The organism is Streptomyces sp. DH12 (assembly GCF_020873895.1).
Taxonomy (GTDB): Bacteria; Actinomycetota; Actinomycetes; order Streptomycetales; family Streptomycetaceae; genus Streptomyces.
The window spans coordinates 47,673-62,049 of the sequence record NZ_JAHWGT010000003.1; the positions used below are offsets into that span (position 1 = coordinate 47,673).

A 14,377-nucleotide genomic window follows, 5' to 3' on the forward strand; every position below is an offset into this window, starting at 1 on the left:
CCGCGAGACGGTCCGCCGCCGCTGGTTCACCGCCCTCGTCATCGTCCTGCTGATCGGCGTTCCCGCCGGCTACCTCGCGATCTCCGCCGAGCAGAGCCGCTCCAGCGGCCGCGACAAGGAGGCCGAGTCCTCCGTCAGCGGCCTCCAGGACAGCTGGCCGTCGAAGATGAAGCGCCGCGTCTTCGAGGTGCCGATCCCCGCGCGGTCCCGGGACGTCGCCTACTTCGAGACGAGCAACTGGAAGACGAGCCGGCTCTACGTCCGCTTCACCACCACCGGCGCGGGCCTCGACGCCTTCCTCGACGACGTCGGCACCAGCCGCTCCCGGCTGGCGCCCGGCGCCGTCACGGTCAACGCCCGCGACGCCGCGACCGTCGACTGGACCTTCCCCGCCCACCGCGACTGGTCCGGCACCACCCACCGGCAGGACCGCCCCCGGCCCACCCGTGACATCACCGTCGACCTGACCGACCCGGCCGCCCCCCGCGTGTACGTCGTCTCCACCGCCACGCCGTGACGCGACGCCGCCCTGCGGTGAAGGGGCGTCAGCACACCCTGCCCCGGGGCCCCCGCCCGGCCGACTGAGCCGCGCCGCCACGGATCGGCCGCGCTGCTACGCGGGCCGCGCAGGCCCCGCCGGATCCCCGCGCCCCGCCCCCGCCGGGCGCCGGCGGGCCGCACCGCCGGAGGGGGGCGCGGGTGGCGCGAACACCGGCGTGGGCGTGCCGGCAACGCGCCGCTGCGCCACCACACCACCGATACGCCCGGGGAAAGCGCTTGTCGGCGCCGTGGGGAGAGGTCACGCTCATTGCGCACCGCGTGGACCGGGCAGGGCCACCGCGGACGCCGGCGAGCCGTGGGAGCGGCAGCGGCTCACGCGCGAGGTCTGGTCCCGGACGGGCTCGCCCCCCGGGGCGATCGTTCCGGAGGGGCGCGAATGGCTTGGCTCGCGTGCGGATACTTCCTTTCCTACATCCCCTACGTCCTCCTTCTGAAGGCACTGACCAGCGGCATCCCCCCGTTCGCCGGCGCTCCGGTCGACGGGCCGGTGCTGCTGCCGGCGGCGGCTCTCGGGCAGCTCGCGGTCATGCCCGTCCTCCTGCTGGCCACCGGGTGGTGGCGCCACGCGCGTCGACCCGCGGACCCGGACGCCGCCCGCACCGCGCCACCCCTGGCACAGGTGGTGTGGGCGGGCTTCTTCACCTCCCTCGTCATCGGCACCACCGCGCTCAACTTCACCTTCACCCACGTGTCCGTGCTGTTCGTCCTGCTGCTCATGCGCGGCGGCGTCCTGATCACCTCGCCGCTCGTAGACAAGGCCCGTGCCCGGCACGTGCCGCGCTCGGCGTGGACGGCGCTGGCGCTGAGCCTGGTGGCGGTCCTGGTGGCGGTCGGCGGCGTACGCGACTTCGACCTCCCCGCCGCGGCGGCCGTCAGCGTGTGCGTCTACCTCGCCGGGTACGCGGGCCGGTTCGAGATCATGAGCCGCGTGGCGAAGTCCGGGGTGGCCGCGACCGACCGCCGGTACTTCGTCCTGGAACACGCGACCGCCCCCCTGTTCCTGGTCGCCCTGCTGGCCGCCGGGGCCCTGGCCGGCCAGCCGGGGCTGCGCGCCGGCTTCACCACCTTCCTCACCACGCCCACGGCCTGGACGGCGGCCGGCGTCGGGGTCGCCTACGAGGTCCTGTTCGTCTTCGGCACCCTCATCTACCTCGACCGCCGCGCCTTCTCCTGGTGCGTCCCGGTGAACCGCTGCGCCAGCCTCCTGTCGGGCCTGGTCGCCGCCTACACGCTGCACCACCTGGCCGGGCTGCCGGCCCCGACCGACGCCGAACTGCTGGCGCTGGTCCTCGTCGTCGCGGCGATCGCGGCCCTGAGCCATCCGGCGCTGGCGGCCCGGCGGCGCCGTCCGGCCGGTCCGGCACGGCTGGTCCTGTTCGTCTGCGGCGGCAACACCTTCCGGTCGCCGCTGGCCGAGCTGATCGCGCGCAGCGAGGTGGCGCGGTACGGCAGGACCGCGCCCGCCGTGCGGATCACCAGCGCGGGGGGGTCGCAGGTCACGGCGGGGCGGCCGGGGGCGCGCATGTCCCCGCACACCGGCACCGCCCTCGCCGCCCTCGGCATCCGCCCGGCACCCGGGCCGGGCCACCCCCGCCTCCGCCGCGCCCGCCCGCTGACGCCGCGGCTGTGCCGGAGCAGCACCCTCATCTACTGCATGACCCGCGACCACCGGGACGCGCTCCTCGCGCTCGTGCCCGACGTGGAGGGCCGCACCCTGTGCCTCGACCCGGACCGCGACATCCCCGACCCGCACGGCGGGTCGGCCGAGGCCCACCTCCGCTGCGCCCGGCACATCCAGCGGGCGGTCAGGCAGCGGCTCCACCAGTTCCTGGCGGCCGATCCGCACCCCTCCACCCCCGGCATCGACTGACCGCGGCCGTCCGCGACCCCCGCCCCGCCCCCGCCTGCCCGCCTCGCCCCGCCCGTCCGCCTCCTCCCGCACCGCCCGACGTGTTCCCCGACGCCCCCTCAGCGCCCCGTTCCGGCGGTGGAGCCGAGCCGGCCGGACCACATCCGCCCGCGCACGGCGCGGCTGCCGCGCGCTGTGGGGGAGGGGCGCCTGCCGGGGGGACAGCAACCGGTGCGAGGGGACCGTCATGCGCAACAGAGGTACGTGGCCCACCCCGCGTGCCGCGGTAGCGGTAACGGCGGGCCCGGTGCTCGCGTCCGCCGCGGCCGTCCCGTCGGCGGTCGCCGACGGGACGGCGGCGGTCGCCGACGCCGCCCCGGACACCCGGTCGGACCACTGGCCGCTCGACGCCGGCCCGCTCGACGTCCACCACTCCCCGGGCGTCGGCCACCACATCATCCAGCTGCTGAGCGAGGGCAGCGGCGCCAAGACCGCCAAGGGCGCGGCGTACGACAGCCCCGCCCACGACGGCTCCACCCTCACCGGCACACGACGGCTACCCTCACCGGCATCGGCAACGGGAAGGCCGCCGCCATCCGGTACCGGGCCGTGACCACGTACATGACCTCCACCATCGACTACCGGGCGCCGCGTGCGGCGACGCCGGGCGCGGCGAAGGACCTGTACGGGGACGCGGCACCGAGTACGCGGCCGTGCGGGCCGCCCGGACCGCCGTCAACGTGCGGTGACCGCCCGCCGGGGCCGCCCCCTGGGGCGGCCCCGGGCGGGCGGCCGGGCCGTGTCGCGGCGGGCGCGGTCGGCATGGTTCCGGCCGGCCGGGTGATGATCCCAGGACGGGCGTCCGGCGGTCCGGACGCACAGGACGGCCGAGCGGCCGAGCGACCAGGGAGGCGGAACACGCATGATCGACGAGAACCACGTCCGTGAGCTGCTGGACAAGCCCGACGACGAGGCGGCCCTCGTCCTGGTGGAGGGGCGGGCGCACGTGGTCGGGCCCACCGACCTCGCCTCCGCCCCGTATCGCGGGGCAGCCGTGCTGGTCACCCGCGCCGACCTCGTGGAACGGCTCGGCGGCGACGCCCCGTCGCCGGACGAGGTGCGGACCGTCGCGTCGGCCCTCCGGACGGCGACCCGCGACCTCGGCGCCTGACGGGCCCGCCCCCGCCCCCTCCTGTCCCTCCCCGCCCGCCCGTCGGCCACCGGCGGGGGCGGGGCGGCCCGCGACCGGTACGGGCGCGTCCCCGGCGGCTCCGGATGCGCGGGCGGGTACGAGGCAGCAGGATCGGCCCGGAGGGGCCGAACCGGTCGGCCCGGCGTTCACGTCCCTAGCGAGGCCGCCATGGCGTCCCAACACCACACCGGTGCGGAGCACCCCGGCGAGCCCGGCCCGGCCGACACCGCGCTCCTGCTGCGCCAGGCGGCCCTGGAGGTGTCGCGCAGCGCCCGGGAGGTGCGGAGCGTCGCCGCCCGGACCGGCGCGGTGCTCGGTTCGTCCCGGTTCGCCCGGTCGACCCTGCGCCACCCCCGCACAGGCGTGCCCGCGCAGTGGGCGCTCGTACGGGCGTTGACGAACGGCGCGGGCCTCGGCTTCGCCCTGGGCGCCGGTGACGGGGCGCTGCGGCGGATGGGACAGGCCGGCGAGGTCTGCGGCCGGGAGAGCCTGGCCAACCGGGTCGCCGTGACGTCGCTGCGGCTGCGCGCCGCCGCCGTCCTGGCGCACCACCCGGAACTGGCGCGGGACCCGGGGATGCGGCGGCTGATGGACGCGGTCACCGGCGACCAGGACGTGGAGGCGCTGCGCGCCCTGCGGGCCCTGCTGAGGGACAGGGGCGCCGAGCGGGCCATGTCCACGATCGCCCCCCTCTTCGCCGAGCTCTCCGCCATTCGCGCGCTGCTCGACGAGAACCCGCTCAACGACGAGGTGGGGTGGCAGATCGCGACCGGCGAGGCGCTGCACGCCGACCCGTGGTTCGGGATCTCGGCCCGCCACCTGGCGGCGTTCGACGCGGGGGAGGGGGCCGCCGTACCGGTGGAGCCCGCGGGCGGCGAGCCGTGGCCGCTCGCCGCCGAGGGTTCGCTCATGGGCTTCCTGCGCAACATCGACGCCCTCGGCACGGAAGGCCGCATCCTGCTCCAGGACGTCCGCGGGCCCGACGGCGTCGTACGGCACGTGCTCCAGGCGCCCGGCATGGCCCCGGGCAAGCCCCGCAACGACTCGCCGCAGGACTTCGTCGGCGCGTGGAGCAACCTGTTCGATCCCGAGTCCCCCTACACGCGCGGCATCCTGCTGGCCATCGACGAGTACGGGCTGCCGGCCGGCGCCGACCTCGCGCTCGTCGGCCACAGCGAGGGCGGCATCGCCCTGATGAACCTGGCGCAGAACGACGGCTTCTGCCGGCGCTTCCGCGTGACGCACGTGGTGGCCGTCGGCTCCCCCATCGACAACAAGCGGCCCGCCGACCCCCGCACATGGGTGGCGAGCGTCACCAACCAGCACGACCTCGTCCCCACCCTGGACGGCCGCGGCGCCGGCTCCGGCGCGGTGTTCACCCCGCACCCCGACTGGTACGAGGTGGACTACGCCGACTCCAGCCACGACTTCCCGCTCTGCCACTCCCTCGGCACGTACCTGGAGAACCTCCGGGACGACCTGCCCGACGCCCGGCGCGACATCGACGAGGCCCTGACCCCCTACCGCGGACCCGTGCTGCGCTCGCGGGTGTACCAGCTGAAGGACCGGGCGAACCCGCCGCAGGGCTACCCGCTGCTGACCGTGCCCGTCACCCCGGTGGCCACCTCGGCGGGCCCGGCGGAGCTACCCGTGCGGTACTACGACTCGACGGCCGTCGTCGCGCTCTTCGCGGTGGCGCCGGAGCGGGCGGCCGCCCTGCTGTCCGACGCGTCCTGGATGAGCCCCAGCCGGATCGGCCGGCGTGTACTGGTGGCGCTCTCCGCGTACGAGCACCGCTGCACGAGCCTCGGCCCCTACAGCGAACTCAGCCTCGCCGTCCTCGTCAACGACCTGTGGCGGCCCCGCGCCCACGACGTGCTGCGCGAGCTGCTGCGCCGCGCCGACACCCGCCGCACCGGGCGCCAGGTGACGGCCCTGGCCGTCACCACGCCCGAGGCCGAGGCGGTCAGCCGGGAGGTGTGGGGGCAGCCCGCCACCCGAGCCTCGCTCGACGTGCGGCTGACGGCCAACCGCCTGCACGCCGTGCTCGCCGCGCCCGCCTCGGGAGGAGCGGGGGAGGCGGCGGAGGCGGGACGACCGCTCGTCGCCCTGACCGGCGACCTCGGCCCGTACGTCCCCGCCCCGCACCTGGACTCCGTCCTGTACGGGCGCACGGCCGACGCGACGCTGCGGTCGATGGTGCACTGCGCGGGCCGCCAGCGGTTCCACGCCGCGCCCCGGGTACGCCTGCGCTGCGCGCCGGGGGACGCGGCGGAACCCGGGACGGGGGACGCGGCGGGAGGCGCGTCGCTGGCGCGGCAGGTCCGGGAGCTCGGGCTGGACGGCGCACGGCCGCTGTGCGTGCTGAGCGCGCCGGAGTACCAGGCCCGGCGCGGCGCGGGAGCGCCGCTGCCCCGCTGAGCGACGCGGCGGCCGGGGACCGGGGGCCGGGGGCCGCGGGCCGGGTTCGGGGGACGACGCCAGGAGAGCGAGGGAGCAGCATGAGCGTGGACGCCGTACGGCACGACCGGCACGACGACGGACCGCCCGCCCACGAGGAGCGTCTGCGCGCCGACGCGGAGGTGCTCGCCGGCGCCGCGCGGCGCCTGCTGGCGCAGGCCGCCGCGCTGGAGGGACGGGCGGGGGTGCCCGACTGGTGCGTGCCCACGCTCCGCCGGCAGGCCGAGTGCTGCCGGGTGGCCGCGCGGGACGTCCGCGACGCGGCGGACCTCCTCGGCCGGCATGCCGCCCGCGCCGGGGACGGGCGCGTCACCACCCCGCCGGCGCGCCCGTCGGCGACCTGACGACGGCACGGCCCCGGCCCCCCGCGACCTGTCGGCGGCACGGTGGCGCGCCCACCACCGGCCCGACCGCCGTACGACAGCGGCCTGACGCACCGTCGGCCGAGCCGTGGGCTTCCCACCGGCCGACGCACCGGCCGACGCACCGGCCGAGCCGTCGGCCGAGCCGCCGGTCGGGGCGTCTCAGGGTGCGCGCAGTACCAGTGCCGTGTTCTGGCCGCCGAAGCCGAACGAGGTGCTGACCGCCGTCCGCATCCGCGGGACCCGGCGGGGTGCTCCGGTGACGACGTCCAGCTCCGCCCCCGGCTCCTGGCGGGTCAGGTTGGCCGTCGGCGGGACCGTGCCGTGCTGGAGGGTCAGCACCGTCAGCACCGCCTCGATGGCGCCGGCCGCGCCCAGCGCGTGGCCGATGACGCTCTTGTTCGCCGTCACCGGCGGGTCGTGCCGGAAGAGGCGGCGCAGCATGCGTGCCTCGGTGACGTCGTTGAGCGGGGTGGAGGTGGCGTGCGCGTTGACGTGGTCGACGTCGTCCGCGGAGCAGCCGGCGTCCTGGAGCGCCGCGACGACCGCGGCCTCGGCGCCGCGGGCCTCCGGGTGCGGGGCGGCCGGGTGGTGGGCGTCCGCGCTGGCCCCGTACCCGGCGAGGTACCCGCGGACCGCGGCGCCGCGCCGGTGGGCGTCCTCGGCGCGCTCCAGCACCATCACGGCGGCCCCCTCGCCCGGGACGAACCCGTCGCGCTCCACGTCGAAGGGGCGGGACGCCGTGGCCGGGTCGGAGCGGCGCGAGGACATGGCCCGCATCTGGCCGAAGCAGGTGGTCGTCATCCTGCTGCGCGCCGACTCGCTCCCGCCGGCCAGCACGATGTCGCAGCGTCCCGCGCGCAGCAGGTCCAGCGCCGTGCCGAGCGCGGTGGCCCCGGAGGCGCAGGCGCTGCTGGTGGTGAAGTTGACGCCGTGCGCCCCGAGGTCGAGGGCCACCTCCGCCGCGGCCATGTTCGGCACGCTGCGGGTGACCTGGTAGGGCGAGACGCGGTGGCCGCGGTCCTCCCGGAGCAGCCGGAACGCCTCCTCGTAGGAGTGCAGGCTGTTGCTGCCCACGCCGAGCACGACGGCGACGCGGTCGCCCCGCCACTCCCCGGGGTCGAGACCGGCGTCGCCGACGGCCTGCCGGGCGGCGACCACGGCCATCTGGGCGTACGGGTCGAGGCGCCGCGCCGTGGCGTGGCCGAGCGCCGTGCGGACCACGAAGTCCGGCACCGCGCACGAGAAGTCGGTCCGCAGCCCGGCCAGCACAGGGTCGGGGCGCGCCACCGACACGCCGCGCAGCAGGGTGGCCCAGGTCGTGTCGGGGCAGGTCCCCGCCGGGGTCAGGAGCCCGACGCCGGTGACGGCGACGTCGCGCGTACGAGGGTCCAACGGGGAACCTCCGGTGTCGGGCGGGCACGGCCCGCCTCCCCGTCCGCCGGCCGGCACCTGCCCGGCGGGGGCACGGGCGGGCGGGGGCCGTTCGGGCAGGACGGTGCGCGGTGCGGTGCGGGGGTGGTGTACGGACGGGTCCCTGCCTACCACCACCCGGGCCCGCCGCGGGGACTGCCGCCGACCGCGACACGCACGGCGAGCTCACCGTTCACTCCATCGTGGGGCGGACCCGGGGGGCGGTGCCGGGCAGCGCGCGGCCGGCGAGCCGGTCCGGGTCCGGCCAGCGGACGTCGTGGGCCCACCCCCGGCGTTCGAAGAACCGGATGAGGGCGGCGGTCGGGTCGGGCTGTCCGCGCAGCGCGCCGTGCCGGGCGCTCGTCGGGTCGGCGTGGTGCAGGTTGTGCCAGCCCTCGCCGAAGGTGAGGAGGGCGACCCACCGCACGTCGCGGGACTGGTCCCGGCTCCGGTAGTGCTGCGGGCCGAAGGCGTGGGCGACGGAGTTCACCGACCAGGTGACGTGGTGGACGACGGCGTAGCGCACCAGGCTCCCCCAGAAGAACGCCGTCGCGGCGCCGGCCCAGGACTGGGTCCACACGCCCCCGACCAGCGGCGGCAGCGCGAACGACACGGACACCGTGAGCCAGTACCAGCGGTCCAGCCGCCCGATGTCGGGGTCGGCCAGCACGTCCGGCGCGTAGTGCGCGAGGTCCGCGCGTCGCCGCCGCGCGAACCAGCCGATCTGCGCGTGCCACAGCCCGCGCAGCAGGGCGCGGCGCCCGGTGCCGAACGCCCAGGGGGAGTGCGGGTCGCCGGGGCGGTCGGAGTACTGGTGGTGGCGGCGGTGCTCGGCGACCCAGAGGGCGACCGGCCCCTGCACCGCCATGCCGCCGGCCAGCGCGAGAGCGATGCGCAGGGGCCGCTTCGCCTTGAACGACTGGTGGGTGAAGAGCCGGTGGTAGCCGGTGGAGATGCCGGCGATCGAGACCGCGTACATGACCACGGCCAGCGCCACGTCGAGGCCGCTCGCGCCCCACCCCCAGGCGAAGGGCAGGGCGGCGGCGAGCACGACGAACGGCAGCACGATGATCCCGACCAGATAGCCCGTGTACTCGGCGCCCGACACGGGCACCGTGCCGGCCCACGTCCCCGCGGGCGGTCCGCCCGGCCCGGCGGGGGCGCCGGCGGGGGTGCCGGCCGGGTCGCCGGTGGCCGAGGCCGGGGGTTCGCCTCGTCGAAGCATGCTGTGCGGCCTCCTGTCTGCGCCGGGTGGGGTCCCGGCCCATGCTGGGCCGTCACCGGTCCGGCGGGGGCGGCGGCGCGCGGTCGCGCCCATGTGCCGCGGTCAGGTTCACACCGACAGCGCGGCCCGGGTGCGGGTGGACGGCCCCCGTGCCGTAATGGGGAGGAATCCACCGGCGGCCCGTCGTGTCGCCCCGCCACGTCTGGGTGATCCCATGGAGTTCCTCGCGGAGTACGACGCGATCCCGCAGTCCGACGCCAAGCGGCGCGTGGGCCTGCTCAGGCAGCGGATGAAGGCCGACGGCCCCGCCCTGCTGCGCGAACTGCGGGAGCGGCGGCCCGTGTTCGCCACACCCGTCGGGGTCTTCGTCACCCGGATGGCCGATGTGGTGGAGGTGCTGTCCACCCCCGACGTCTTCACCGTCGGCGTGTACGGGCCGGTCCTGGAGGAGGCCCTGCACGGGCCGTTCATGCTCGCCCGGGACGGCGCCGACGTGCACTGGCACGACCGCGCCCACGCCCAGCTGATGCTGCCCGCCGAGGACTTCGGGCCGGTGCGCCGGCTGACCGCCCGGATCGCGGACGACGCCCTGGACCGGGCGGTCGCGGTGGCGCGCATCGAGGGCCGCACGACGTTCGACTACGTCCAGGAGTACGCCGCGCCGGTCGCCGCCCGCGTCGCCCGGGAGTACCTGGGCTTCACCGACGTGCCCGAGGAGACCCTGCACACCCTGTCCCAGCGCGTGCAGCGGGCCGTCTTCGTCAACCAGGAGAGGGACCCGGAGGTGCACGCCGCAGGCGTGGCGGCCGGCAAGGAACTGCACGACCTCGTGGCCGGCGTCATCGCCCGCCGCCGCGCCGGGGGCACCGCCCCGGGCGGCCCGGCCCCGGCCGACGGCCCCGACGACGTCCTCGGGCGGATGCTGCGCGCCTCCCTCCCGCCCGGCACCGGCCGGGAGATGGACGACGAGCGGATCAACCACCAGCTCGTCGGCTACCTGATCGGCTACCAGCAGAACGCCACCCAGTGCGCGGCCACCGCCCTGAAGGAGCTCGCCTCGCGCCCCGACGAGCTGGCCCGCGCCGAAGCGGCGGCCGCCGACGAGGACCCCGCCGTCTTCGACGGGTACGTGTGGGAGGCGCTGCGGTTCCACCCCTTCGTCCCGTCGACGCCGAGACTCTGCGTCCGCGACCACGTCCTGGCCGCCGGCACGCCCCGCGCGACCCGCCTCGCCCCGGGCACCGTCGTCCACGCGCACCTGGCGTCGGCGATGTTCGACGAGACGGTCGTCGACGAGCCGTACGCCTTCCGCCCGGACCGCACACCCGTGCACAACCTGGTGCTCGGATACGGCGCGCACGACTGCGTGGGCAAGTACCCGGCCCGGGCCGTCCTCCCGGAGGCCGTCCGCCGCGTCCTCCTGCGCCCCGGCGTACGCCCCCTGCCCGACGCCGTGCGCGACCTCGACTACGCGGGCAGCCCCTACCCCCAGCACTACACCGTGACGGCGGGCGCGACGGCGTCGTCATGACGCACCCGCGCACCGACGCGACCAGGAGAGGGCCAGCACGGATGACCACCACCCCGCGCCGCGTCGCGCACACCGGGGCCGGCGACGGCCGCGACCCCTCCAGGGACGGCTGGCGCAACCGCGTCGAGGCGCACGTCCTCACCCACTACGCCCCCCTGTGGCGGGCCGTGCAGAGCAACCGGTGGCTCTACCGCAGGACCAACGCCGCCCTGACGGACCTCGCCATCCTCAAGGCGCCGCCGCGCCCGAACCCGCTCAGCACCCTGGCGCCCTACACCTCCTGGGCCTCCCTGACGGACCGCTCGTACGTGGGCCGCCACCTCCCGCCCGACACCGCCCCCCACCCCGGCCGCCCCGCCCCGGCCGTCGCGGCGGAGCTCTTCCGCCGCGACGGCGAGGGCGCCACCTGCGCCCGCTCGACGGCGCTCCTGCCCGCCTTCGCCCAGTGGTTCACCGACGGCTTCCTGCGCGGGCACGGCCGCGGCGGCGACCCGCGCCGCACCGACTCGCCGCACACCATCGACATGGTGCAGCTGTACGGCGCGAACGCGGAGGTGACGGCGTGCCTGCGCCAGTTCGAGGGCGGGCGGCTCAAGAGCCGTACCGTCGGCGGGGGCGAGTTCCCGCCGCTGCTGTGCGACCAGGGCCGGATCAGGGCGGAGTTCGAGGCGCTGAAACCCGTACGCTGGGAGGACGTCCCGGAGCAGCTGCGCGACACCGTGTTCGCGGCCGGCGGCGACCGGGCGCACGCCCACCTCGGCCCCATGCTCGTCAACGTGCTCTTCCTCCGCGAGCACAACCGGATCGCCGGACTCCTGGCGCGCGCCCACCCGAGGTGGGACGACGAACGCCTCTTCCAGACCACCCGCAACATCCTCGTGGTGATGACGATCCGGCTGGTGCTGGAGGAGTACATCAACCACCTGACGCCCTTCCACTTCCGCTTCCGCCTCGACCCGCGGCGCACCATCAGGTCGAGCTGGTACCGGGAGAACTGGTCGACGATCGAGTTCAGCCTCGTGTACCGCTGGCACAGCCTGATCCCCTCCACGTACCGGATCGGCGGCAGCGACGTGCCGCTGCTCCACACCCTCGCCAACGGCCGGCTCATCGAGGAGCGCGGCATGGGGCCCCTCTTCGACGACCTGTCCCGCCAGCCGGCCGGCCGCATGGGCCTGTTCAACACCGACCCGCTGCTCCTGCCCATCGAGGAGCGCAGCGTGGAGGTGAGCCGCGAGCTCCAGGTCGCCCCGTACAACGACTACCGGGAGCACTTCGGCTTCCCCCGGGCCACCTCCCTGCGCCAGGTGACCGGCGACCCGCAGGTGCTGGAGGCGCTGCACGACCTGTACGGCGGTGTCGACGAACTGGACCTCTACGTCGGCATCTTCGCCGAGGACGCCCGCCACGGCAGCCTCTTCGGCAACCTGCTCGGGCGGATCATCGGCATCGACTCGTTCTCGGAGGCGCTGACCAACCCCCTGCTGACGCCCCGGCTCTTCACCGCGGAGACCTTCTCCTCGGAGGGGATGGACATCCTGCGCCGCACGCGCACCCTCTCCGACGTCGTCCACCGCAACATCCCGGAGGACGACGGCCGGTACCTCGTCTCCCTCGGCACGAAGCCGACGCCGTAGCGGCCGGGGCCGGGGCCGGGGCCGGGGGCCGTCGCGGGTGCGACGGGTGTGGCGGAACACGTTTCACCTCACCCGCAGCGGCAACCCCTCCCCGGAGGGCGGCGACGCCCGCGTCGGCCACCACTCGGTCCACGACCCACGGCCGACGCACGGAGCACGGCGCAGCGAGCACGACGCACGACAGGGAGAGGCGACGACACCATGAGCGCGGACAGCATCCCGGCGCTGAAGAAGATCAGCGAGTCCGACCAGGTGGTGGCCGCCCCGGACCAGGACGTCCGAGGCCGCAGCGTGGCGACCCCCACGGCGAGGAGCTGGGCACGGTGGAGGACCTGCTCATCGACGAGCACGAGGAGAAGGTCCGGTTCCTCCTCGTCGAGCACGGCGGCTTCCTCGGCATCGGGGAGAAGAAGACGTTCATCCCCGTCGACGCGGTGACGGGGGTCGAGGCCGACCTGGTCCGCATCAGCTCCTCACGCGAGCACATGGCCGGTGCCCCCGCGTACGACCCCGACCTGGTCGACGAACCGCGGTACTCCGACGACGTCTTCCGCGACTTCGGCACGGCACCCTTCTGGGGCCACGGGTACGTCCACCCGCCGTTCCCGCGCCACCCCTGACGGAGCCGGCCGGCTCCCGAGGCGGACGCCGTCCGTGCGCCCCACCCGGCTCCCCGGCATGCGGAGCGCCCCGGGACTGCCGGTGGACGGCAGTGCGGGCCGCCCCGTGCCGCACCAGGGTTGTTCGCCGACGGCGGTCTGAACCTCCGCCGGGCCGACGCGTGATTCCCGGGCCCGGGCTCACACCGCGCTCGGCGAGCGGTCGGCACGCCGCCCACCCGAAGGGAGCGCCCCCTCGTGCCGGGTCCGTACACATGTGCCAGGGTCGTGCCTGGCGGGAAGGAGGGTGCGCGCGATGGCCGACACACCCCACGGCGGTCACGGCAGGCCGTCCACGCCCGGACAGCGCTGGGCCGCGGTCCGGCGGTCGCCGCTGCTGCCGGCCGTCGTCCTGGTACTGATCCTCGGGGCTGCCGCCGGGCTGTTCGCCGGCTCGTACACGTACTCCATGGCCAAACCGACCCCGCACTCGATCCCGACCGCCGTGGTCGGCGCGTACCGGGAGGACCGGGGCACGGCGTTCCTCGACGGCATGGAGGAGGCCCTGGGCGCCGCGGTGAAGGCGCGCACGTACGACAGCGTCGCGCAGGCGCGGCGAGCGGTCGACGAACAGGAAGTGTTCGCCATCCTCGACGTGCGCGACGGCGGGCGCCGCGTGGTGCTGGACGTCTCGGGGGCCTCGGGCGTCTCGGTGGCCCAGGTACTGGCCGAAGCCGCCCCCGCGGTGGGCCGCGAGACCGGGGTCGCGGTCACCGTCCGCGACGTCAACCCGCTCCAGCCGGGCGACCCCCGGGGGCTGGCCATCTTCTACATCTCGCTCGCCGCCGTGATCATCGGTTTCGTCGGCGCCATCCAACTGAGCGTCCACGCCCGGGAGCTCACCCCGCCGGAGCGCATCGCCTTCACCGCCGCGTACGCGCTGCTCGGCGGCTTCGCGATCGCGGCGGCCGTGGACTGGCTGCTCGGCGCGCTCGACCTCCCGTTCGTCGAGTCGTGGCTGATCCTCGCGCTGACGATGTTCGCCAGCGGCATGGTCTTCACCATGTTCAACACGTTGATCGGCCGCTGGGCGATGCTGCCGACGTGGGGGCTGATGGTGCTGCTGGGCAACCCCTCGTCCGGCGGCGCGGTGTCCTGGCCGCTGCTGCCGTCGGCGCTGGGCGCGATCGGCCGGTGGCTGCCGCCCGGCGCGTCGGTCAGCGCCCAGCACACGGCCGTCTACTTCCCCGGCCACCAGCACGCGATGCCGTTCCTGGTGCTGGCCGGTTGGGCGCTGGTGTCCTGCGCGGTCTTCTGGACCTGGCGCCACCGCCACCCCGGCGGCCGCGAACACCACCCGGCGCACGCCGGTTCGTGAACCCCGGCCACCCCGCCGGCGCGGCGGACACCGCCGTCGCCGACCGCGGCTTCGGTCGCCGTCCGCGGTCTCGTCGCCGACACCGACACCGACACCGACACCCGTCCGCGACACCTGCCTGAAGTGCGCGCGCCGCACGATGCCGACGGCGTGGCCGAACCCGGCCGCCC

At 76.0% G+C, this 14,377-nt stretch carries 13 protein-coding genes; 11 read left to right on the plus strand and 2 right to left on the minus strand.

The features are described 5' to 3' along the window. Positions 1-40: 40 nt before the first annotated feature. From LPA54_RS03415 to LPA54_RS03445, 7 genes are all read left to right on the plus strand, one after another. The gene (locus LPA54_RS03415; protein WP_228973925.1) at positions 41-517 is read left to right on the plus strand and encodes a hypothetical protein; all 477 of its coding nucleotides are present in this window, start codon (positions 41-43) and stop codon (positions 515-517) included. 420 nt (positions 518-937) lie between these two features. Further along, positions 938-2,431, plus strand: a complete 1,494-nt coding sequence (locus LPA54_RS03420) for a hypothetical protein (protein WP_228973574.1) — start codon at positions 938-940, stop codon at positions 2,429-2,431. A gap of 286 nt (positions 2,432-2,717) precedes the next feature. Further along, positions 2,718-3,023 carry a hypothetical protein gene (locus LPA54_RS42830; RefSeq protein ID WP_228973951.1) on the plus strand — a complete coding sequence of 102 codons (306 nt, stop codon included), beginning with the start codon at positions 2,718-2,720 and terminating at the stop codon, positions 3,021-3,023. Continuing rightward, positions 3,005-3,358: a hypothetical protein gene (locus tag LPA54_RS42835; RefSeq protein ID WP_228973927.1), complete on the plus strand. Its 354-nt coding sequence runs from the start codon at positions 3,005-3,007 to the stop codon at positions 3,356-3,358. Before LPA54_RS42830 ends, LPA54_RS42835 begins: the two co-directional genes overlap by 19 nt. Continuing rightward, positions 3,333-3,581 (plus strand): hypothetical protein, encoded by a 249-nt coding sequence (locus LPA54_RS03435; RefSeq protein ID WP_228973575.1) that lies wholly within the window; start codon positions 3,333-3,335, stop codon positions 3,579-3,581. The genes LPA54_RS42835 and LPA54_RS03435 overlap by 26 nt, the downstream gene beginning before the upstream one ends. 189 nt (positions 3,582-3,770) lie before the next feature. After that, the gene (locus LPA54_RS03440; RefSeq protein WP_228973576.1) at positions 3,771-6,023 is read left to right on the plus strand and encodes an acetoacetate decarboxylase family protein; all 2,253 of its coding nucleotides are present in this window, start codon (positions 3,771-3,773) and stop codon (positions 6,021-6,023) included. A gap of 80 nt (positions 6,024-6,103) precedes the next feature. After that, positions 6,104-6,406: a hypothetical protein gene (locus LPA54_RS03445; RefSeq protein ID WP_228973577.1), complete on the plus strand. Its 303-nt coding sequence runs from the start codon at positions 6,104-6,106 to the stop codon at positions 6,404-6,406. 180 nt (positions 6,407-6,586) lie between these two features. On the opposite strand, the gene LPA54_RS03450 is transcribed toward LPA54_RS03445, so the two are convergent. Then, positions 6,587-7,819 carry a beta-ketoacyl synthase gene (locus LPA54_RS03450; RefSeq protein WP_228973578.1) on the minus strand — a complete coding sequence of 411 codons (1,233 nt, stop codon included), beginning with the start codon at positions 7,817-7,819 and terminating at the stop codon, positions 6,587-6,589. A 211-nt stretch (positions 7,820-8,030) separates the two neighbouring features. Continuing rightward, a complete protein-coding gene (locus LPA54_RS03455; RefSeq protein ID WP_228973579.1) occupies positions 8,031-9,062 on the minus strand; it encodes an acyl-CoA desaturase in 1,032 nt (343 codons plus the stop codon). Between the two features lie 214 nt (positions 9,063-9,276). Between LPA54_RS03455 and LPA54_RS03460 the strand changes: the two genes are divergently transcribed. From LPA54_RS03460 to LPA54_RS03475, 4 genes are all read left to right on the plus strand, one after another. Continuing rightward, positions 9,277-10,593: a cytochrome P450 gene (locus LPA54_RS03460; protein WP_228973580.1), complete on the plus strand. Its 1,317-nt coding sequence runs from the start codon at positions 9,277-9,279 to the stop codon at positions 10,591-10,593. A gap of 41 nt (positions 10,594-10,634) precedes the next feature. Then, positions 10,635-12,230 (plus strand): peroxidase family protein, encoded by a 1,596-nt coding sequence (locus LPA54_RS03465; protein ID WP_228973581.1) that lies wholly within the window; start codon positions 10,635-10,637, stop codon positions 12,228-12,230. Positions 12,231-12,553: 323 nt separating this feature from the next. After that, on the plus strand, positions 12,554-12,850 hold the full coding sequence (locus tag LPA54_RS03470) for a PRC-barrel domain-containing protein (protein WP_228973582.1): 297 nt from the start codon (positions 12,554-12,556) through the stop codon (positions 12,848-12,850). A 295-nt stretch (positions 12,851-13,145) separates the two neighbouring features. Continuing rightward, positions 13,146-14,207 carry an ABC transporter permease gene (locus LPA54_RS03475; protein WP_228973583.1) on the plus strand — a complete coding sequence of 354 codons (1,062 nt, stop codon included), beginning with the start codon at positions 13,146-13,148 and terminating at the stop codon, positions 14,205-14,207. Positions 14,208-14,377 lie beyond the last annotated feature (170 nt).